Here is a 20,400-nt window from a genome sequence, read left to right as displayed (position 1 = left end):
ACGACGTGGTCTTTTTGGGCCAGCTCCATGGTTATCTGGCCGGTCCGTACGGCGGCCTCGAAAGCGAGCGCCTGCTGCTTTCGCTGCGCGACGAGGTCGCAGCCGAACTGCCGCTGAGCGCCCTCAGCGTCTTCGAAGCGGCGGAACGTTCGGTCGGAGAGCGATACGAGACCGCCGCGAACGAACTGGAACGGCTGGCGGCTGAGGAACGCGAGGAAATGCAGGCCGAGGCCGAAGCCAAGCTGGCCGAGCTCAAGACGCGCCAGGAAGAGTTGCAGGAGGATAAGTCGAAGATCGATCCTCTGCGATCGCGAGTGAACGACGCCTCCCGGGAAGCGCTCGGAGCGTTGACGGAGGCTGAAGCTCTCGCGGCTTCGTCCGTCCAAACGGCCCAGCGGCAGGCAACGGCGCTCCGCATCGAGTACGAAGGCGTGCTCGATAATCTGCGATTTCTGTACGCCCTGCGGAGGAGCCGGGAGGAAGGTCCGCCCGACTCGGGTACCGATCCCCGACTACGCCCAGACGCGATCTTCTTCCAGGACCGGATCGCTCTCGCCTGGACGGCATTGAGCGGTCTGGAGGCGCAGATGGACGCCCTGCAGCGCGATCACGCACAGCTCAACTTCAATTTTCAGCAGATCCGCCAGCAGCGGGCGACTCGCGAGGCAGAACTCCAGCGGAATGTCGCCAAGCTCGCGTGGGACGAGGCGAAGATCGAACGCGAACTGCAACTGCTCGATCGACAAGCCCAGGGGATCGCAGACCCGAAGCGTCGGCGGTCGCTCGAAATGCGCGAAAGCGAGCGAGCGCTGACGGAGCTTTCGACCTACGTCGACTTTTCGCTGGAAGTACCGCGGAAAGCGGCGCTCGCGGCGCTCGGCAAACGTTAAGCCCGCAGGCCGTATTCGATTGAGCCGCGATCGGGCCGAACGTAGCATCAAAGGAATAACAGCGTCGCGCTCCGCCGAGGAGGTCGACGCCGGGTCCGGGAAGGCCCGCTTCAGGAAGTAAGGACGATGGTCACCAGGCTCGCAGATCGAATCGCACACGCGTCAGCGGCTTTCGCCGGCGCATCCGCGGCTTTCGCCTGTGCGATCGCGTGCGGCGTCGTGACGGCACAGGAAGTTGCTGCCCCGCTGCCCATTCCGGCGGCGCCCGCGCCGTCCGCGGCTGCGCCCGCCGTCCCGGCGGCTGCCCTTCCGGCGGCGACGATTTCGTCGAATCCGACGACGCTTCGCCTGGAACTCCTGCGCGACCGCTGGTCGAGCACGGCGGAGAATCGCGAGCGGGCTCCCCTGCTCTACGCGGCGCTGAAGAGCGGCGCGACGACCGTGCCGGCGGATGACTATCTGTACGGCCTCGTTCGCTTCAAGCACAACCAGTACGACGAAGCCGAAGCCGCGATCGATCGGGCGCTGGAGCGCAGTCCGCAGGATCCGATGTTTCTCAAGACCCGCATCTGGGTCGCGCTCACGCGGAAGCGGTACGACCAGGCGCTCGTCGCGATGACGAAATTCCAGGAAGTTCTGTTCGCGGAGGGAGCGGATGGAAAGGAGAGCCCGCGTCCCGCGTCGGTCCGTGCGGACGACCTGCGGTTCCTGGGCCAGGTTCACGGCTACCTCGCGACCGCGGCGGAGCGAGTGACGGAGCCGGAGTCCTTCGAGAAGCTGCGCGACGACGTCGCGGGCGGTCTCGCGGTCGAGGATCTGCGGCTGTTCGAGACGGCCGAACGCGTCGCGTCGGAGCGCCACGACGCGCTGATCGCCGAAAAAGACGCGGCGGTCGCGGATCTCGCCGAGGCGGCCGACGAAGCGGCGGCCGAGGGCCTGTCGGAATTGCAGGAGCGACGGACGCAGTTGCAGGAACGCCGCATCGACATCGACGGCCAACTCACCTCGGCGCTCGAGACGGCGAAGAACGAAGTCGGCAATCTGGCCGGCGCGCAGCTGCAGGCCCGGCAGGCCGTCGGCGTGATGACGAACCAGCTCGGACCCGGTCGGCAGCAGTACCAGCGACAGTTGGAGAACATCGAACGGATCCGCCGCAGCCTGATTGCGGTCCCGTTCACCGACCTCGGCGTCCAGCAGCTCCTCCAGAGCGAACTTCAGGTCGCCCAGCAGCAGGCCGCGGCGATGGAGGCGCAGATCCAGCTCGCCGAGCGAAACTTCGCCCAGGCGTCGTCGGCGCTCGTCAACATCAATCGCGAGATCGCGGAGAAGAACGCCTTCCACGCCCAGAAGGTCAACGAACTGCAGCGGGGGCTCCGGCGGATCGACGACGACCTCAAAAAACTGGACAAGGAAGAAGAGAAGCTGACGGGCATGGGGACGGGCACCACCGTCGCGATCCGGCAGATGTCGCAGAAGATCGGCGCGCTCGGGAGCTACGTCGATTATGACCTCGAGATCCCGCGACTGAAGCTGATCGAGTATCTGGAACGCCGGTAGAGAGACGCCGCCGTCGCGTCCCCGCTCTGCCGCACTTCTAATTTTGCGGCGCGTCGCGAAAACCCGGCGTCGCTTCGCCCGCGGATCGTCCGCTTGAAATGCGAACGCAGTTCGCTATCCTCACGGCTTGTTTTCGCGAAGAACCTGCGCCGTCGCTCGGTCAGGACTTCTTTCGCGAGCCCTGCGACGAACGCAGGCTGCCGCATTCGCGGCGACCGCTTACCTAACTATCTCCTCTCGGAGCGCCGCGCATGTCGTTCTACATCGGTGAAGCTCTCGTCGGCGAAGGCAACGAAGTCTCGCACATCGACCTGATGATCGGCAGCAAGGACGGTCCGGTCGGACACGCCTTCGCCAATGCCCTTTCGCGTCAGAGCGAAGGCCACAGCAACCTGCTGGCGGTCCTCACGCCGAACGTCGCGGTCAAGCCGGCCACGGTCATGATCACCAAGGTCACCATCAAGGGCGGCAAGCAGGCGGCCCAGATGTTCGGCCCGGCCCAGGAAGCGGTCGCCAAGGCGGTCGCCGACTCCGTCGCCGCGGGCGTCATCCCGAAGGACCAGTGCGAAGACCTCTGCATCGTCTGTGGCGTCTTCATCCACTGGCTCGCCGAAGACAACAAGAAGATCTACGACTACAACTACGAAGCGACCAAGATGGCGATCGCCAGCGCGATGGCCGGCAAGCCGTCGGCCGACGAGATGCTCGCGCACAAGGATGACAACAGCCATCCGTTCCGCGGCTTCTAAGCTGACGTCGCAGGGTCGGTCCTTCCGCGGTCGCGGCGGCGTATCGTTCGCTGCGACCGCTGTATGAGAAGCGATCGTTCGCGTCGCTCCTTCCCGCACCGCGCGAGGCGCTGACCTCCGCGGCTCCCGCTCTGCGTCGCGACGCCTGCGTGCCATGACGAAGCCGAAGATCCTCGTCCAACTCGACAGCGACGATCACGCCAGCGTCTTCGACGCGGTGGTCGCGGTCGATTCGGGCGTCGACCGGCTCTTGCAGTACGCCAGCGTCGAACCGACGAAGGCCCGCGATCTGGTCTTCGGGGCGATGTACACCCGCGGGCCGCAGGATCTGAAGTCGACCGCCATCTTCATCGGCGGAGCCGACGTCGCCGCGGGCGAGCGTCTGCTGGAGACCGTACGCGGCTGCTTCAACGGTCCGTTCCGCGTCTCGATCATGTTCGACGCCAACGGCGCCAATACCACCGCGGCTGCCGCGGTGCGGGCTGCGTCGCGGCACGTGAAGTTCGCCGAGGCTCGCGTCGCCATTCTCGGCGCGACCGGCCCCGTCGGCAGTCGCGCGGCGAGACTTCTCGCGGCGCGCGGCGCGAAGTTGCGCGTGGCCTCGCGCAGCGCCGATCGTTCGCGGAAACTCGCGGAGTCGCTGCTGGAACGATATCCGCATGCGTCCATCGAACCGACGACCATCTCCACCGCCCGCGATCTGCAGGCGACGGTCGACGGTTGCGACGCCCTGATCTCGGCGGGAGCCGCCGGCGTGGAACTGATTTCGAAGAACCAGTGGAAGGCGATCGACGACCTGAAGCTGATCGTCGACCTGAACGCCGTTCCGCCCGTGGGAGTCGAAGGGGTCGAGATTCTCGATCGCGCGGCCGAGCGGGAAGGACGCGTCTGCTACGGCGCCATCGGCATCGGCGGCGACAAGATGAAGCTGCACAAGGCGATCGTGAAGAAGCTCTTCGATCGCAACGACCAGGTCTTCGACGCCGAAGAGATCTACGCCGTCGCCGAAGAGATGGGGCTGTAGCCTCGCGAGCGAGAGTTGCCCGCCGGCGCGCTACTTCGCGTGCTGTCTGATCAGACGCGCGACGTTCGCTTCGAGCAGCCCCCAGTCGTCGCCGAACGTTCGTTCGAAGTCGGTGAGGCGCTGCTTCGCGTCGTACGTCGCGCCCGGGGGAAGCGAGGCGATCTGCTGCATGTATCGCAGGTAGGCCGGGCCGGTCTGCTCGGTCAGGTAGTAGGTCAACGCCCACGAGAGAGCGTACGCGTCGAGCGCCGCGCTCTGGAACATCGCGTCGCTGGTCACGAAGTTCTTCAGGTAGGGCCCCCGCTGCTTCGCGACGAATTCGAGATAGGTCGCCGCCTGATCCGGATGCAGCCGGGTCTTCGTCGTCGACGGCTCGCGACCCCAGACGGACTTCGTCTCGAAGTAGGTCCCGAGTCCTTCGACCAGCCACTGCGGCATCTGCCCCGTCCGGGAGTGCAGGCCCGCGTTGTAGGCGATCTGATGCGACGCCTCGTGGTAGACGATCTGGCGGCCCAACTCCCAGGAGCCGTGCGTCGCGCCCGGCGTCGGACGGTCGAACAGGTAGACGCGGTTCGTCGACGGCGCGTAGAAGCCGTAGACCTTAGGCGACAACTTGAATCCGTGCTCGCGTGCATAGACGTCGAACGCCGGTTTGTCGGGAAAGACCACCGCGATCAGCGGAAACTCGGGCGCGTTCAGCGTCAGCCCGCGCAATTCGAAGAAGCGAAAGAACGAACGGTAGATGTCGTCGAAGCGCTTCGCCCAGATTTCGCCGCCGCGCGGATGGACGACGACGTACTGCGACGCGCCGGTGACGACGAAGTCGCGTCCGAACTCCGCTTGCAGGTCCCCCCGCAGTTCGCGATAAGTCTTGGCGGCGAAAGAGGCGGAGGTCTTCTTCCAGTCCGAAACCCGGTCGAGGTCGAACGTCTGCAAGGCGCCGTCCCGCTCCTGAAACATCAGTCGCGAGGCGTCCCGTCCGACGAGTCGCCCTTCGTAGGCCTGGCCGTCGACGCGAATCTGCATGGTCCAGTTCTCGCCCCCTGCGGCGATCGACGCCACGAGCAGCGCCGCGAGCGCCGGCATCGCGAGGAAACTCCGGCGCAGGCGATGACAGGCTTCGAGAAGGGACATGCGAGATCGTGGCGTCGCGAGGGAAGGGTCGACCATCGCAACTCTAGGCCGTGCCTCGGCACGATCGCGATAAGCGTGAGCGCGCGACCCTTCTTCGTCGCCGCCTGAGGCGTCCCGTACCGATTATGCTGAACGTACGCATGCCGTCGTCGCGAAGGCGTCCGCACGACGGGTTCGAATTGCACGCACAGCTTCGGAATCGCCGCTCCGACCGATGACCTATCTCTACGTCCGCCGGTATCGGATGGAGATTCCGCTCGCTGTCTGGAGCGACGCGGAGACCGCGGCTCTAGAAGCGTCGCTCCCCTTTCGATTGCTCCCCTGGAAGCCCGAACTGCTCGAGGCCCACGCCGAGGCGAAGTGGCGGAGCTTCGTGGGCCAGATGGACTCGACCGTCTTCGCCTGCCTGGGCGAGCGCGACGGGTGCGGCCGCCTGATGGCCGAGATCGTCCGGCGACAGGGCTTCGTGCCCGAGGCGACGTGGCTGGCCGTCGAACCCCAGGATGCGACCGGCGAATGGCGACCCGTGGGTACCGTACAGGGAATCGAAGACCCGCGGATGACCGGCCTGATTCAGAACCTGGGCGTGACGCCGGACCGCCAGGGCAAACGCCTGGGCGAACTTCTCTTGCGCAAGGCGATCGACGGGTTCAAACGCGTCGGCTGCCGCACGGCCTCGCTGGAAGTCACTTCCGCCAACTCCTCGGCGGTGAAGCTCTATCGCCGCGTCGGCTTCGAAGTCGCCCGCACCGTCTACAAGACCGCGATCGTCAACGTGCCGGTGTCGGTGCGGGATTGACGGAGTTCGGCAGGATCGCTGTGTTCTATGGATGCGACAGCGAAAAGTCGCTGTCATTCATTGCGACCGTCATTCGTCGAATCCGCGCTTCAATCCCAAGAGAAGCTTCTCCAATCCTTCGTCGAACGACTTCGCGACCGGCAATAGCTCGTCATTCATAAGATACACGCGTCCTTGCTCGTCAATGAGCAAATATGCGTGCCTCAGATGTACTTGGCCCAGCGGATAGAGTTGCGTGCCAAGTTCGCATTGATAGCGAGTTATGTCATCGATCAAATGAACCGTGGCTGACGTGTCGATCTCGACGTCGCTCGTGGCGCAGTCGATCCCTGGCCCTGTCGTTCCGAAGTGCAACCCGCCGAATTCAGCCAACGCTCGTTCTGCGGCGGGGAAGAGCGAGTATATGGGCGGCAGGGCTAGCCATGCCCGTACGTCGCGACCTTCTTGCCACCCCGACTTGCGCAATTGAGCGGCAACACTCGGACTAAAACGATCATTGCCATCCGCGCGATGCATCGTCGACTCCGAACTGCTCGAAAACTTCCTTTTCTCTCCGGACCCGTCAATTCCGAACGCCCGACGGCAGCAGTTCTCGTACGAGCAGACGATCGGCAGGCAGCGTCCGCTTCGCCAGGTCGACCAGATGCTGGTGGTGGGTGAAGTAAACGATCTGCGTCCGCTTCGCGAGTTCGTCGAACGCTTTGAGCGTCGCCGCCGCCCGTTCGTCATCGAAGTGGACCAGTACGTCGTCGAGCACGATCGGCAGCGGCGACCCCTTCTCCAGCCGCTCTTCCCAGAGCGCCATGCGAAAGGCCAGGTAGAGCTGGTCGCACGTCCCGCGACTCATGCCGGAGACAAGCGCTTCGCCCGCGTCCTCTTCTCCGCGCAGCCCGACGACGGAGACGCCATCTTCGTCCGACGAGGGCTCCAGACCGCGGAAGGCGCCGCAGGTGAGCAGGGAAAAGTACTTGCCTGCCTTCTCGAGGATCGGGCTCTTGTTCTTCTCGCGATAGCGTTCGATCGACCGTTCGAGGGCCGCGGAGGCAAGTCGATAGACCGCGTATAGTTCGGCGTTCGCCTGGAGGTCGGCGATATGCTTCTGTTTGCGCTGCACGAGATCCGCCGCCTGCGACTCGCCGTTCCAGGCGTCGCGTTCGCGTTCCATCTCGCCGAGGCGCTGCGTCGATTCCTGAAGCTGTTCGTCCAGCCGATCGACCGCCTCGTCAGCCTCGCCCGCGGCTTCGCCGAGCGAATCGAGCGTCCACCGCGCCAACTCCTTCCCGACGGCGTCCCAATCCGCGTCCGGCATTCGCGAAGCAAGTTGCTCGTCCAGCTCGCGCGCCGCGGCGAGCGCCCGTTTTTTCTTCGAGACGGCCCCGAGCCGTTCGACGAGGTCGGCGCACTTCTCCGCGCCGACTGCCTCGCAGATTCGCGCAAGCTCTCCGACGACGACGGCCAGCCGTTCTTCGGCGTTGGCGATCTCGGTCGAGGCTTTCGCGGCCTCCTGGCGCAAGCGGCGCCGCTCGTCCTCGCGGCGAAGTTCCTGGGCGAGCGCCGCCTGCCGGCCTCTCAGTTCGCCGGCAGGATCGCTGGCGGACGAGCGCTCCGCATCGGTCGTCGCGAGCCGCATCGAGAGCGCCGCGACGTCTTCCGCGAACGTCGCCTGTCGACGGGCGATCGCCTGGAGTTCGCGGTCGATCTTGGAAAGTTCCTTCCGGCGTCCGCGCCATTCCTCGAATCGCTTCAGAAACTCCAGCGCGCCGTCGGGCCGGCGGTCGGCGGACGACGGCAACGACTTCAGCTTTCGCTCCCAGTCGGTGTCCCACGCCCGGAGCGATTCCTCCAGCCGCTCGAACTTTCGCTCGACCTCGCGAAGGTGCTCCCCGATTCGCTTTCGTTCGCTGGCGAACTCGATGGCCGCGCGTTCCGCCGCATCCCACTCCCGCTTGCGACGCTCGCCGAGAAGAATCGCTTCCTCGATCGACCGCGGTTCTTCGCCGGCTTCGAATCCCAGCAGTTTCGACAACGCATCCCGAACGTCGTCGATCCGCCGCGTCATCTCTGCCGCGCGGCGGTCCGACTCCCGGGCTTCCTGAACGGCGGCGACGGTCCGCTCCCATTCGGCACGCCAGGCGAGCGCCGCCCGGGGCGAGTCGGGTCGAACGCCCAGTTCGATCCAGCGCTCCGCCCACGCGGCCTGGGCCGCGTCTCGCGTCGCCGCCTGTTCCGTCAGCCGCGATTCGAGATAGGCGATCTTCTCGGCGCAGGCCCGTTCTTCCCGCAGCGCTCGCTCCAACCGCACGACCCGGTCGGCCTCGCGTCGCAGGACGTCGACGATGCCGTCGGCTTCGTCGATCCGCCGCGTCACCTCGTCGAGTTTCGCCTGGCGCGCTTCGCGATCAGCCGCGTCGAACAGTCCGCCCGCCGCCGGCGTCGGCGCGATCAGATCCTCGGCCAGCGCATGAACCGCTGCATCACGAGCGGCCCGCGCTGCACGCAGATCGTCTCCCGACGGCAGCCCCTGCATGTCGTCGCTGCGAAGATCGGCCTGCAGATCGGCCCGCTTGAGCGACCAGCCGTCGCGTTCCTGAACGAGCTTCGCCTCCGCGTCGAGGCGCCGGTCGTGCGCGGCGCTCTCTTCCTCGATCGTGGCGACGGACGGCACGGGAAGCGCCGCGAGGTCCGCAACCTCGACCGGTCGCGTCATCCGGCGGGAGATCCACGCGAGCGCCTCGGCCTGTTTCGCTTGCGCCTCCGCATGCAGGCGGTCGCGTTCGGCGACGGAGCCCGCGGCGACCTTCGCGGCCGTCAGCGCCTCGGCCAGAGCGACCGGCGAACCAGGCGCGACGGTCGCGTTCTGCGTCGCGTCCAACTCGTTCAGTCGCGTGGACATGTCTCGGCGTCGTTCGTCGAGATCCGACCGCTGCTGTTCGTACTTGGTCCTTAGTTCGATCGACTTCAGCAGCGAGGCGGCGAAATCGTCGGGCAGGCTGAGACTTTCCAGGTCGGCCTCGACGGCCGCGCTTCCGATACGGGCAAGCGCTTCGCCCGCCTCCCGGGCCAGGCGCTCGCGATCCGCGGCAAGACCCTCCGCTCGGCGGCGTTCTTCCGCCACGACGGCCGCTTCGCGTACGAGCCGCTCGACTTCGTCGGCATGCGCCAGCAGAGGCGACGGGGAACCGAGTTCGGCGAGCGAGGCCTCGGCGTCCTGAAGAGCCTTCTGCGATCGTCTCCGGCGTTCTTCGAGCGCGATGCGTTCGCCGTCGAGCTTCTGCCTAAGGGGCTCGTAATCTTCCTCCGGCGTGGGAACGTCCCGCAGGCTCGCCAGTTCGGACGCGATCTCCCGCCGCTTGCGATGCGGAATCAGCGACTCAGCCAGCAGTCGCAGGCTGCGGGCCTCGCGTTGGCGAGCGGCCTTCTGCTCGCGCAGGGTCTCGATCTTCGCCTTCTGATCGGCGATGCCGCGGCAGACAGTCCGGTAGATTTCGACGTCCCCTGCCCGCTCGGCACGGAGCGCATCGTCGTCGAGTTTCTTGAACTCTCCCAGCACGTTCGTGATCTTGCTCCCCGTCGTCGCGCGCGGCTTGAACAGCTTCTCCGCCCGGTCGAGCAGATCCTGCTGGAGCTTCTGCAGGCTCTTCGTCTTCGCGGTCGCGGCGAAGAGCGCGGAGTTCAAACTGCCGGACGATTCCAGGACCGCGCGTGCTCCGGCCTCCAGATCCTCGTGATGGAGGCCGAACTTCGACTCGTACGAAGCCGCGTCCAGATCCCCCAGCGCGGCGTCGAGCGGCCCTTCGTCCGCGGACGCTTTGCCGTCCAGCGCGAATAGCTTCTTCCCCGTGATCCCCTTCCGCAGAATCTCTCGCACGACGCCGTCATCCGTGCGGATGCGTCCGCCGACCTTCACGCGCTGGCTGCCGACGCGATAGGAATCTTTCGACGCGCCTGCGCCGAACAGGAGGTGCCGCACCGCGCGCAGCGCCGTGCTTTTCCCCGCTTCGTTCGGTCCGTAGACGATCGTCAGCCGGGGCTCCGCCGCGTCTTCGTCGTCGAGCGACAGGATCGCGTCGTCGAAAGGACCGAACGCTTGAAGATGCAGGGAGAGCAAACGCATGATGGGCGAGCGTCGCGAGAGAAAAGATTGAAGCGGTCAGCCTTAGCGATCGGGCGTCTCAGCGATCGCCGCCGTCGCCGAGGATCGCGTCGAGCAGCAGCGCCTCCGCCTGCGGCAGCAACTGCTTGAGTCGCTCCGGTGAAAGGAACTCGTCGGCGTCGTCCTCCGCGACCGAGGCTTCCCTTAGATCCCGCGGCAGCTTCTTCAGCAACTGGGCCAGCGCATCGTCTTCGAGCGAGAAGGCTGCGTCGCCTGCGGCTTCGTCGAACCAGCGAACGATCTCGCCCGCGGGACCGTCGTCGCGAGCGAGCTTCTCGCGATCGTAGGCTCCCTTCGTCCTTATCCGGACGCTCTCAATCCAGAGCGCCTCGCGTTCGACGTAGTACGCCAGTTCCGCGATCTCGGCCGTCGCCTTCTCGGCGTCGCGCGAGAACTCTCCATGCGCGGCCGAGCGACCCGCGATCGTGATCCGCAGCGCCAGATCTCGCCCGTCGCGCGCGGCGACGGCTTCCTTGATCGCCGTTTCGACTGCGTCGAGACACTTCGCCCGCGACCAGTCGGGTTCCACCGTCACGATCAGGCGCTTCCAGCGGAGGACGTCGAACGGGACGAATCTTGACGTGACCCGCTGCCGGGCGTCGACGTCGACGACGATCGCTCCCTTGGGCCCCTCTTCCTTGACGTGGCGGCCCTGAAGGTTGCCGGCGTACCGGATGCAGGAATCTTCCTCCGCGGCGCCGTCGAGCGACTGCCGCAGGTGAATGTGCCCCAGCGCCCAGTAGCCGTATTCCTTGCGTTTCAGGTCGTCGAGTACGCAGGGGGCGTAGACGTCGTGCCCCTCGAAGCCCGCGAACGACGTGTGCAGCAGTCCCAGATTGAACGTGCCGCGATCGCCCGCCGGATAAGTCGCGGCCAGGTTGTCGGGCACGGCTCCTTCGCGAAAGCTTTGCCCGTGGATCAGGACGTCGCAATCCAGACCGAGATCCCGCCCGGAGAGCGTCTGCGGACGATCGGCGTCGAGGAAGCGGATCGAGTCGCGCCAGTCGGTCAGGTCGCGAATCATCTTGCTCTGGGCGTCGTGATTCCCGCGGATGGCGACGACCGGGATGCCGGCTTCCTTCAGCTGCAGCATCTGCTTCTGAAAGAAGAGGCCGGTCTGAAAGTCCCGCCATTCGCCGTCGAACACGTCGCCGGCGATCACGACGAAATCGATGGCGTTCGCCGGATCGATCGCGAACTGCACGAGATTCACGAGCGCCCGGCGGGTGCAGCGGATCAGATCGTCGTGCGCTTCGTCGTCCATGCGGCGGAGATGCCGCATCGGGCTGTCGAGGTGGATGTCCGCGACGTGCAGAAACCGCATGGAGAGTCGTCCCTGAGCGCGAGCGCGGCGAAGATGTCGCAGAGGGCCCGCCGACGAGCATGACGCCGGATCGGAACCACCCGCGATTCTGGGAGAGCGCCTGACCGTGCGTCAACCGGGCAGACAGGAGCCCCGGAAGAGACTAGGCGACCCGCGTGACACGTGCGGTCAGCGAAGGCCGCGGATTCTGGGCGGAGAGATGGCCGGGAGGGTCGGCTATTCCTGCATCCGCACGACCGCCCGGGGCTCGGCGTTCGCGTCCGAATAGGCTGCCTTGGGAAGGGGCAGCCAGTCGATCAGCGTCCGCGTCGCGTCGGTGGCCGGCACCTGGACGTCGCTCTGGGGTGCGAGGGCGTAGACCAGCCGCGAAACAGGTACGTAATCCCGCTTCCCTTCGGAAAGGATCGGCCCCTCTTCGCCCTGCAGGATGGTTCCCGTCGGCTGCAACAGGCCGGCGAGCCGCAACCTGCCCTCGGCGGTCAGTTCGATTCCGACTTTCAGTTCGCGGAAGCTGAAGTAGGGGGAAACCTCCGACAGTCCGGCGTTCGGCGGCATGCGGCAGCCGAGCGAGTCGCGGAACGATTCGACCAGGCTGCGACCGATCACGCCCTCCCCCGCGGCGATACCGGCGGCGAGACTTTCCAGCCGGCCTGACTTCCACCGGCAGGAATGGACCGTCACCTCGGCCTGACCGGCCAGCTTGTGGGGAAACCGCGCCGTCACCAGCGAGTGCAGATCGACCTGCCGAAAGACGCCGCCCGCTTCGCCCGCGAGCCCTTCGCCCTCGTCGGCGAACGTCGCCTTGCCGCGGAACACGGCATCGGGTCCCAGCGTCGTAAGTTCGGGCATCCAGCGTGCGAGAAACGTGCAGGGCAAGCCGTCCTGCTTCGTATCGATCCGCCAGAGCGACTGAACGACGCCGCTCTCGCTATGCCGTTCGAGCGAGATCTCCGCCCGTTCGGCCTCGGGTCGATCGCTGCGGCGGAACTCGATTCGCAGATCGCACTGGCGGCCCGCCTCGGTCGCTCCCGTCCTTCGCAAACGAACAGACACGTCGCGGAAGGTTTCCGCGGGAAGGTCGATCGCGCCTTCGCGCTCGACCGCATCGAATGAGACGCTGCCCAGTTCGATCCAGACGGTTCCCGGGACGTCGCCGGCGAAGCGGGAGAGGAGTTCCTCCGACAGCTTCCGGAAATCGCGCAGGCGGGGGGATTCGAACGTAGCGTCCGACAGGACGACGCCGACGTCCGTTCCGTTCGATTCGATTTCTGCAGTCCGCGCGGAAAGCGCGACGTCGCCCGTCTCGGGGTCGAGCAGCTGCACCGAGGAGAGCAGCACGCAGCCAGGTCGCGGCTCCGACAGCGCATCGAAGGCGAGCGAGTAGCCCGACGCGGAGGCGAAGCGGCTCTGGATCTCGGTCGGGTCGACCGTCCCGAACAGGCACGCGTACGCGACGACCGACGTCGATCCGGCGCAGCCGACCATAAAGATCAGGCGGCAGAGCATGGCCGAAAGCGTCGCCATCCGCGGCCCTCCCTGGTCGCCGGCGGCAGGATCGTCGTGAAGGTCAGCGGTCGACGCGCCCGCATCCGCCGTCGACCGACGCCGTGATTGAGAAGCAGGCGTCCCCGCTCCCTGGATCCCAGCGCGACGCGGAAGGGTACTGGGATCCGCCCTTCGCCGCAACGGCGAATCGCCGGACATCGGACGAACGCGACGAACGTGGACGTCGATCGCGCAGAGGCCCGTGGCGTCAGCGTGCGGGCGGGGAAGTGCGATTTACGACGGGTTTGCAGACGTAGTTCAGCGGGCGCCAGAGCCGTCGGCGTCAGTCGTGCGACACGTCTCAAGCTGGGCAGATCGGTCCCGGCAGGTTAACGTGCGCGATCGATCCAAGATGACGCACGTACGCGGGGCTCGAAGAAGAATGAAACTCTACTGGAGCTGCGTATGCGTCTCGCTGATTTCATTCTCGCGAATGTAGAGCCCATTCTGGCCGAGTGGGAGATCTTCGCGCGGAGCATCGGCGCGGGCGAGCATCTGGACAAACTCGCGCTACGCGACCATGCGGGGCAGATCCTGGAGGCCACCGCGCGGGATATGAAGTCGCCCCAGACAGTCGCCGAGCGGGCGAAAAAATCCAAGGGCCAGGATCGCCCTCAGGAGAACGACGCGCTCGACGGAGCGGCCGATGCGCATGCAGTCGATCGCCTGGGTCTGGGGTTCGACATGCTGGAGGTGATGAGCGAGTACCGGGCGCTGCGCGCCAGCGTACTCCAGCTCTGGCATGACAGCGCGCCCGCTGCCGACGATCGCGACGTCGAGGATCTGACTCGCTTCAACGAATCGATCGACCAGTCGCTTTCCAAATCCGTCGCGAGCTACACGAAGCGGGTCGATCAGGCCCGCGATATGTTCCTGGCTATCCTCAGTCATGATCTGCGGAACCCGCTCAGCTCGATCAGCATGACAGCGCACCTGGTGCCGCTCGTCGTGAATGATCCGAATGAACTCGTCGAGTGCAGCCATCAGATCTCGAGCAGCGTCTCCGTGATGGAGCGAATGATCAGCGATCTGCTCGACTACACGCGCACCCGCCTGGGCGCCGGCATGCCCGTCAACCCGGCGCCGTTCGACCTGGCCCTGCTCGCCCGAGAGCTGATCACGGAATATCGCACGGCTCGCCCTGATCGCACGATCGAGTTCAGCGTCGACGGCGATCTGAACGGACGGTGGGATTCCGACCGCGTCCGCCAGGCGATGTCCAATCTGATGGGCAACGCTCTTCAGCACGGCTCGCCCGAATTCCCGGTCACGCTTTCGCTTCGAGGCGAAACGTCGAACGTCTTCATCGAGGTTCGAAACGGCGGGGATCCGATCCCGCAAGGCGAACTTCCGAGAATTTTCGATCCGCTGATCCGCGGTTCCAGCGCCGAACATCCGAGAAGCAACCGGCCCGGCAGCATCGGCATGGGGCTGTACATCGCCCGCGAAGTCGCCAAGTCGCACGGCGGGCGGATCGACGTGACCTCGACCGCCGGGGAGGGCACGGCGTTCACCATCCGCCTGCCCCGAAGCGCCGCGCCGAAGGTCGGACAGCCGATCCTCGACGCCGAGCATATCGATACGATGTGACTCGACATGCTTCCGGCTGTCGGTAGGCAAAGCTGGCGACCGGAACGATATCGAGGCAGGTATCTCTCGACGTCGATCGCTGCTTAAGTGAGCATCCTGGGGACGCTCGCCGACTAACGTCGAACGCTCGGCGAGGCGGCGGAGGCGCTGTTCGTCGGCTCGGAGAGCAGGCGAGGCGTCAGAACGACGAAGTTCGAGAGCGTCGGAGCCTTGGGATGCTTCGGGTCGGGAGCGCCGGGGACGCAGATCAGATAGCTCTCGCCGGCCGCCAGGCGAACCGAGGCCGCGGCGGACGTCGTCGTCACGGCTGGCGCCTGAACCGTAATCGGAATCGGCGGACCGCTGGGGTGCCGGAACGGAAGCGGGACCTCCGCGACCTCGCCGATCTCGGCGAAGTAGAAATCGACCGACAGATCGACCTGTCCGTCGCCGCTCGTCGAGGGCCGGATCGCGATCTTGAACCCTTCGTCGACCGTCGTGATGACGGGTTGCATTGCGCCGTTCGGCAGCGGAGTCACCGACGTCACGAAGGGCCGGGCGACGACGTCCGATAGGGTCAGGCTCTGCCCGTTGAATAGCGTGAACTTAGGAGCGTACAGATACTCGGAGTTCGGGTCGTTCTGCACATCGGTCAGCAACTGCACGAGCTGCGGTTCCGTGATGCGGGCGCCGAAGATCGGAAGGCCGAAGTGACCGTCGGTTCGGAGCGGCACGGGCTTCCAGGCGATCGGAGTCACGGCAGCGACGGCGGGACTGATGAACCGCGATTCCACGACGATCTGACAGGCGCCGCCGCGACGCCAGTCCTCGAGCATCCGGGCCAGGTCGGAATGCTCCCCCTCCGTCAATTTCGCGGTCAGTTCCTCGCCGACGAGTTCGATCGTCCGCTCCGACGGCAGGCATTGCCGGATCGTCGCGAGAAGTTCCCGCCGCGTCTCTTCGCCTGCCGCGTCGTCGCGTTCGACCAGCAGTTCCGAGAGGTCGTACGTCGTCGACGAAACGTCGCCCCCACCGCCTTCCGCATCCGCGGTCGTCGCGATGACGAAGTCGCCGGTCGGGAACGCAATCGGCGGCGCCGGCGTGAACGGAGTCTGCCAGAACCGATCGCATCCGCCCGTCAGCCCGAGTAGCGTCATCGCCAGCGCTGCCGATGCCGCTTCGAACCGCTTGCCCGCCATGGCCCATGCTCCCCGATCGACGCGTTCCTCTCACGAACGCCGACAGTTTGAACGATCGATCGAGCGTCACCAATGCCAATCGACGCTGGCTTGACTTGCGTTCGCGTAAGATAACCGGCGACGCTGCCGAACCCCTCGGTCGCATCTTTGGCTCTTACGCGAAGGAAGTTTCGTGGCGCTAGCAGGAGCGACCTTGGATCGGCCGATCGAACTAAGCAGGCTGCTTGAGGTCGGCTTGAAGGCCACGCCCGACGCTACAGCGTTGATCTCCCTGGAACGAACATGGTCCTGGTCGGAACTGGAGCAGGCTACGACGCGGCTCGCCGGGCAGTATCTGGCGCTGGGTCTATCGCCAGGCGACCGCGTGGCGTCATTGATGCCGAATCGCGGGGCGCTGCTGGTTCATTATCTCGCTTGCGTGAAGGCAGGGCTTGCAGCGACGCCGCTCAATTACCGCTACCAGTCGCCGGAGATCGATCACGCACTCGAAGTCAGCGGCGCCTCGCTTCTGGTCGCTCACGCAGAGCGCGAGGACACGCTCGCCGCAAGTGAACGGGTCGCGGGACTCAAGCTCGGACGCATCAGTTACGGCGCCGAAGGGAGCGTACATCGCCGCCTCGAAGAACTCATGACGGCGGACGGACCGATGCCCGATCTGCCCAGCCCTTCGCCCGAAGCTACCGCGTTCATTTTCTTCACGTCAGGAAGCACGGGAAAGCCGAAAGGCGTGACCCATTCGCAACGCACGTTCGGCTGGATGGTCGCCAGCGCCGTAGCCGGTCTCGGGCTGACGCCCTCCGACGTCTTCCTTCCGGCTACATCCGCCTCTCACGTGGCAGCGTCCTCGTTTTCCTTCGCCGGGCTGGCTGCCGGGGCTCGCGTCGCGATCGCTCGAACATTTGACGGCGGAGAGTTGCTGCCGCTGCTTCGCACCTCGCGGCCGACGCTGCTGTGCATGCTGCCGGCCCCGCTGTTCGCCCTGGTCCGCGATCCGGGCGCATCTGGGGCGGACTTCCGATCGCTGCGGCGGTGCGTCTCCGGCGGCGACAAGATCTCGGCGGAGTTGCAGCGCGAATACGCGGCGCTGACCGGCTCTTCGATCGAGGAACTTTACGGAATGACCGAGGCCGGGACGGTCACCTACAACCCGACGGCGGGCGGCAACCGGATCGGGTCGATCGGCCAGACGGCGTCCGGATTCGAGGCGTCAATCCGCGACGACGAGGGCGCGGAGACGCCTGCCGGAACGCCGGGACGGCTCTGGGTGCGGTCCGCGAGTGCCATGATCGGCTACTGGAACCGACCCGATGCGACCGCGGAAACGATCGTCGAAGGCTGGCTCGACACGGGCGACCTGGTGTCTGCTGACGCGGAGGGCTACCTGTGGTTTCGCGGGCGAAAGAAGCAGATCATCATCCACGACGGCTCCAACATCTGCCCTCAGGAAGTGGAAGACTCGCTGCTTGAATGCGAGGCGGTCGCCAGCGCGGGCGTGGTCGGCATCCACGACCTCGTGCATGGAGAGAACGTGCGTGCGTACGTCGCCTTCCGGCCCGACGCCGAACGCCCGAACTCGGCCGACTTGATCCAGTTCTCGCGCGCTCGCGTCGGCTATAAGGCTCCCGACGAAATCGTCGTGCTCGACGCCCTGCCGCTCAACGCCGTCGGAAAGGTCGACCGTGCGGCGCTGCAGCAGATGGCCGCCGCCGCGGTCAATCGCCATCTCGCGTGACCCTCCCCTTCGACTTGGCGATGTCGCACGAAGCCGACGTCCCCAAACAAACAAGGGCTCGCACGTTTCCGCACAAGCCCTTGCCATTATTGAAGTACCAGAGGAGGGGGTCGAACCCTCACGCCCTTGCGGGCACTGGATTTTGAGTCCAGCGCAGAGACGCAAAAAGGCCGTGAAAACGGCGACTTTTGCCCTGCTTGTACAGACGGTTGTACAGACGACCTCAGAAAGGTTGTCGCTGCTTGGGGAGCGCTCCCCGCGAACGTCCGCCGCGCGATTCTCGCGCTGATCGACTGATTTCTCGGCGCCTGCAAAACCGCCGATCGGCCTTCGGCGTAACCATCGTATGAACGGTCGTTCGACCGGCGACCTCAAACCTTTGGAGAACGCAACGATGACGCTCCCTAGCTCTCAATGGATTCAGAAACACATTCCGGGACTCGCCAAAGCGATGAACGAACGGCCGGATCTGTTTGCCCACCTGACGCAAGAGGCCGACAGAGACGTCTCGCACACCGATGACTCTGCCGAGCGAACCGAAACCGCCGACGCTTCGGCGGCGTAACCATCGCGTCGCCGAACGACCGGCGATCACACCACCTGGAGAACGCAACGATGCTGACTTTTGAACTTGCCCACTGCGCCCGATACCTTTGTCACAACGAGTACGTCGAACCGGGACTCTTGGAGCGGGTCTGCGCGGAGGCCGAAGCCGAAGCCGCGACCGACCCGAAGGCCGGCAACAAGCGTTATCGCGAGAAGCTGCTAAACAAGCTCGTCGGCGAGAAGCTGCGCCCGACAATCCTGGAACTCGCGAACGACGGCTTCCGCACCGAACACGGCGACGCCGATGCTTGGGAAGAAATGAAGATCGGCCCGTTCGGTCCTGACCGCGAGGCATACCGCGAGATCACGCCGGGGAACTTCGTGGCGCTATTGGCGCTCCGGGCGCTTGGGCGCGTCCGCTTCGATCAGGTCGGCGAATGGGTCCGCGATCACGTCGCGAAGTCGCTGGCGACCGCCTGACACTCTCCAGGTGTGACCCGCCCGGATTGCTTCGGCGGTTCGGGCGGGTCTGTTTCGACGCGGCAGTGACGCACGATTCTGGAGCGGCGGGGGCAGATAGGGCGGAGCGATCCGCGCGACCGGCACGACCACCAGACCCCTCGCAATTGACCCACCCCCTACCACCCGCACGACCCGCACCACCGGCACAATCGCTACGCCGCCGGCTCGGCCCTAACAAGGCGTGAAACCGACTGAGGAATCAGCGATCGAGAAGTTGGAATCCTGGAGGTCGCCGCACGGGCGAAGCTCCAGGCAATCAGCCTATGGCGTCTCGACTCCCGATTCCTGATTGCTCGCCACGTCGCCGCTGGCGCCTTCTCCCGCATCCATTCGACGAACGGCTATCGTCTCACGTCGTCAGCGTGAGGCCGCGAGACGCGATCCCAGAAGCTCCAGGGGCGCCCTATGCGATTCGCCGCCCCCGTTGCTCCAGGACGCTCGCCGCATAGTGTCGCGAGCGGTCGCCGCACTATGGTCTGGAGTGTTCGGGGCGGGGCGTCGCGGCATCGCTCGTCGATCGTCTCGCGGGCGATCCTCCAGCATCGGGCATCCGCTCGTCGGGACGCTCACGGCAAGCTCTCGCGGTTCGCGATGGCGACCTCCAAGCGTCTAGGCGCCAGCGACGGGCGACCTCGCGGCGGATCGGCTGGCCTTCGTTCGGCGATGCCTTCAGCGTCTAGCGGTTCGCGGCTGGCAACGGATCGCGGAGACCTCGCGGAGCGAAGCCTGGAGCGTCGCCACTTGCATCTCTCGCGTCTCACTTCAGCGGTCGCCCCCTAAAAGGTCGGCAACTCCCGTCGCTCGGAGCGGGTCGCCAGCGCCTCCCTGCGGGTCGCCTGGAAAACCTCGCAAGCGCGGCTCGCCGGCAGTAAGCGCAGCGCGGCGCCGGGTCGCCCTAGTTGTCAAACTTCAGTATCCGCCCGAATCCGTCGCGATACGGGCCGAATTCACGGGACTTTCGCAAGCGCAGAACTGTAGCGCTACGTTTTTAGATCAAGTTTGACAACAGGCCGGCATCGAAGCATAGTTGAAGCATGAAACACATCGCCGTCTATGTTCGCGTGTCGAGCCGCAAGCAGAAGCTCGCTTCCCAGTTACCGGACCTGAAGCGCTGGGCTGAAGCGCAGGATGGAGAGGTCACGTTCTACCGGGACACGTTCACCGGGAAGACGATGGACCGACCGGGCTGGAGCAAGCTCCAGGCGGCAATCGACCGGGGCGACGTTTCGACGGTCGTTTGCTGGCGCCTTGACCGACTTGGCCGAACGGCGAAGGGGCTGACCGCTCTATTCGCCGACCTCCAGGAGCGGGGCGTCAATCTCGTCTCGCTAAAGGACGGCATCGACCTTTCGACGCCAGCGGGTCGGATGCTCGCGAACGTCCTCGCGTCGATCGCGCAATTCGAGACGGAATGCCGAGCCGAGCGCGTCCTGGCAGGGCAAGCCGCCGCACGCGAGGCCGGGAAGACTTGGGGCGGTCGCAAGGCCGGGACCGTTACGAAGGCGGTTAGCGAGAAGGCGGACGCGATTCGCACGCTTCACGCCGCCGGGAAGAGCGTCAGCGAGATTGCCCGATCGACCGGCGTCTCGCGTCCCACCGTCTATGCGGTCGTGCGGGGCGGGTGGTGACGGCTGGCACGGTCGCCAGGGCTGGATCA

Annotated in this window: 16 protein-coding genes and 1 tRNA gene (1 of these 17 only partly in view); 10 read left to right on the top strand and 7 right to left on the bottom strand. The window is 65.7% G+C overall.

The annotated features are described in order from the left end of the window. The 4 genes from SH602x_RS14510 to SH602x_RS14495 all read left to right on the top strand — a co-directional run. Positions 1-890 carry the 3' portion of a hypothetical protein gene (locus SH602x_RS14510; RefSeq protein WP_479472989.1) on the top strand. 502 nt of this gene lie to the left of the window's left edge, so only the last 890 of its 1,392 coding nucleotides appear in the window; its start codon lies off the left edge, out of view; the stop codon is at positions 888-890. Between the two features lie 126 nt (positions 891-1,016). Continuing rightward, on the top strand, positions 1,017-2,447 hold the full coding sequence (locus tag SH602x_RS14505) for a tetratricopeptide repeat protein (RefSeq protein ID WP_479472988.1): 1,431 nt from the start codon (positions 1,017-1,019) through the stop codon (positions 2,445-2,447). A 251-nt stretch (positions 2,448-2,698) separates the two neighbouring features. Beyond that, on the top strand, positions 2,699-3,196 hold the full coding sequence (gene fae / locus SH602x_RS14500) for a formaldehyde-activating enzyme (protein WP_479467670.1): 498 nt from the start codon (positions 2,699-2,701) through the stop codon (positions 3,194-3,196). Positions 3,197-3,350: 154 nt separating this feature from the next. Beyond that, positions 3,351-4,220 (top strand): NAD(P)-dependent methylenetetrahydromethanopterin dehydrogenase, encoded by an 870-nt coding sequence (locus tag SH602x_RS14495; RefSeq protein ID WP_479472987.1) that lies wholly within the window; start codon positions 3,351-3,353, stop codon positions 4,218-4,220. Between the two features lie 30 nt (positions 4,221-4,250). On the opposite strand, the gene SH602x_RS14490 is transcribed toward SH602x_RS14495, so the two are convergent. Beyond that, positions 4,251-5,354, bottom strand: a complete 1,104-nt coding sequence (locus SH602x_RS14490) for a DUF1570 domain-containing protein (protein WP_479472986.1) — start codon at positions 5,352-5,354, stop codon at positions 4,251-4,253. 214 nt (positions 5,355-5,568) lie between these two features. Between SH602x_RS14490 and SH602x_RS14485 the strand changes: the two genes are divergently transcribed. Continuing rightward, a complete protein-coding gene (locus SH602x_RS14485; RefSeq protein WP_479467673.1) occupies positions 5,569-6,153 on the top strand; it encodes a GNAT family N-acetyltransferase in 585 nt (194 codons plus the stop codon). A 69-nt stretch (positions 6,154-6,222) separates the two neighbouring features. Here the strand turns inward: SH602x_RS14485 and SH602x_RS14480 are convergent, their stop codons facing one another. The 4 genes from SH602x_RS14480 to SH602x_RS14465 all read right to left on the bottom strand — a co-directional run bounded on the left by SH602x_RS14480 (position 6,223) and on the right by SH602x_RS14465 (position 13,154). Continuing rightward, positions 6,223-6,669 carry an SUKH-3 domain-containing protein gene (locus SH602x_RS14480; protein WP_479472985.1) on the bottom strand — a complete coding sequence of 149 codons (447 nt, stop codon included), beginning with the start codon at positions 6,667-6,669 and terminating at the stop codon, positions 6,223-6,225. A 46-nt stretch (positions 6,670-6,715) separates the two neighbouring features. Further along, complete coding sequence (locus tag SH602x_RS14475) at positions 6,716-10,267, bottom strand: AAA family ATPase (protein ID WP_479472984.1); 3,552 nt, start codon at positions 10,265-10,267, stop codon at positions 6,716-6,718. A gap of 58 nt (positions 10,268-10,325) precedes the next feature. Then, on the bottom strand, positions 10,326-11,630 hold the full coding sequence (locus SH602x_RS14470) for a metallophosphoesterase family protein (protein ID WP_479472983.1): 1,305 nt from the start codon (positions 11,628-11,630) through the stop codon (positions 10,326-10,328). 216 nt (positions 11,631-11,846) lie between these two features. Then, the gene (locus tag SH602x_RS14465; protein WP_479472982.1) at positions 11,847-13,154 is read right to left on the bottom strand and encodes a hypothetical protein; all 1,308 of its coding nucleotides are present in this window, start codon (positions 13,152-13,154) and stop codon (positions 11,847-11,849) included. Between the two features lie 426 nt (positions 13,155-13,580). Here SH602x_RS14465 and SH602x_RS14460 point away from each other — a divergent pair, with 426 nt between their 5' ends. Next, a complete protein-coding gene (locus SH602x_RS14460) occupies positions 13,581-14,765 on the top strand; it encodes a sensor histidine kinase (protein WP_479472981.1) in 1,185 nt (394 codons plus the stop codon). Positions 14,766-14,878: 113 nt separating this feature from the next. On the opposite strand, the gene SH602x_RS14455 is transcribed toward SH602x_RS14460, so the two are convergent. Then, complete coding sequence (locus SH602x_RS14455) at positions 14,879-15,943, bottom strand: hypothetical protein (protein WP_479472980.1); 1,065 nt, start codon at positions 15,941-15,943, stop codon at positions 14,879-14,881. Between the two features lie 172 nt (positions 15,944-16,115). On the opposite strand from SH602x_RS14455, the gene SH602x_RS14450 reads away from it, so the two are divergent. Further along, entirely contained in the window at positions 16,116-17,675 is a 1,560-nt protein-coding gene (locus SH602x_RS14450) for a class I adenylate-forming enzyme family protein (protein WP_479472979.1), read from the top strand. A gap of 95 nt (positions 17,676-17,770) precedes the next feature. Here SH602x_RS14450 and SH602x_RS14445 read toward each other — a convergent pair. Then, a tRNA-Leu gene (locus SH602x_RS14445) sits at positions 17,771-17,867 on the bottom strand. A gap of 154 nt (positions 17,868-18,021) precedes the next feature. Between SH602x_RS14445 and SH602x_RS14440 the strand changes: the two genes are divergently transcribed. From SH602x_RS14440 to SH602x_RS14430, 3 genes are all read left to right on the top strand, one after another. After that, positions 18,022-18,240, top strand: a complete 219-nt coding sequence (locus tag SH602x_RS14440) for a hypothetical protein (protein WP_479472978.1) — start codon at positions 18,022-18,024, stop codon at positions 18,238-18,240. A 50-nt stretch (positions 18,241-18,290) separates the two neighbouring features. After that, positions 18,291-18,701, top strand: coding sequence for a hypothetical protein (locus SH602x_RS14435; RefSeq protein ID WP_479472977.1), 411 nt, complete (start codon positions 18,291-18,293; stop codon positions 18,699-18,701). Positions 18,702-19,777: 1,076 nt separating this feature from the next. Beyond that, a complete protein-coding gene (locus tag SH602x_RS14430; protein ID WP_479472976.1) occupies positions 19,778-20,371 on the top strand; it encodes a recombinase family protein in 594 nt (197 codons plus the stop codon). The last annotated feature ends 29 nt before the right edge of the window (positions 20,372-20,400 follow it).

This window comes from Lignipirellula cremea, from assembly GCF_056501455.1.
This window is presented reverse-complemented; position numbering and strand designations above follow the sequence as displayed.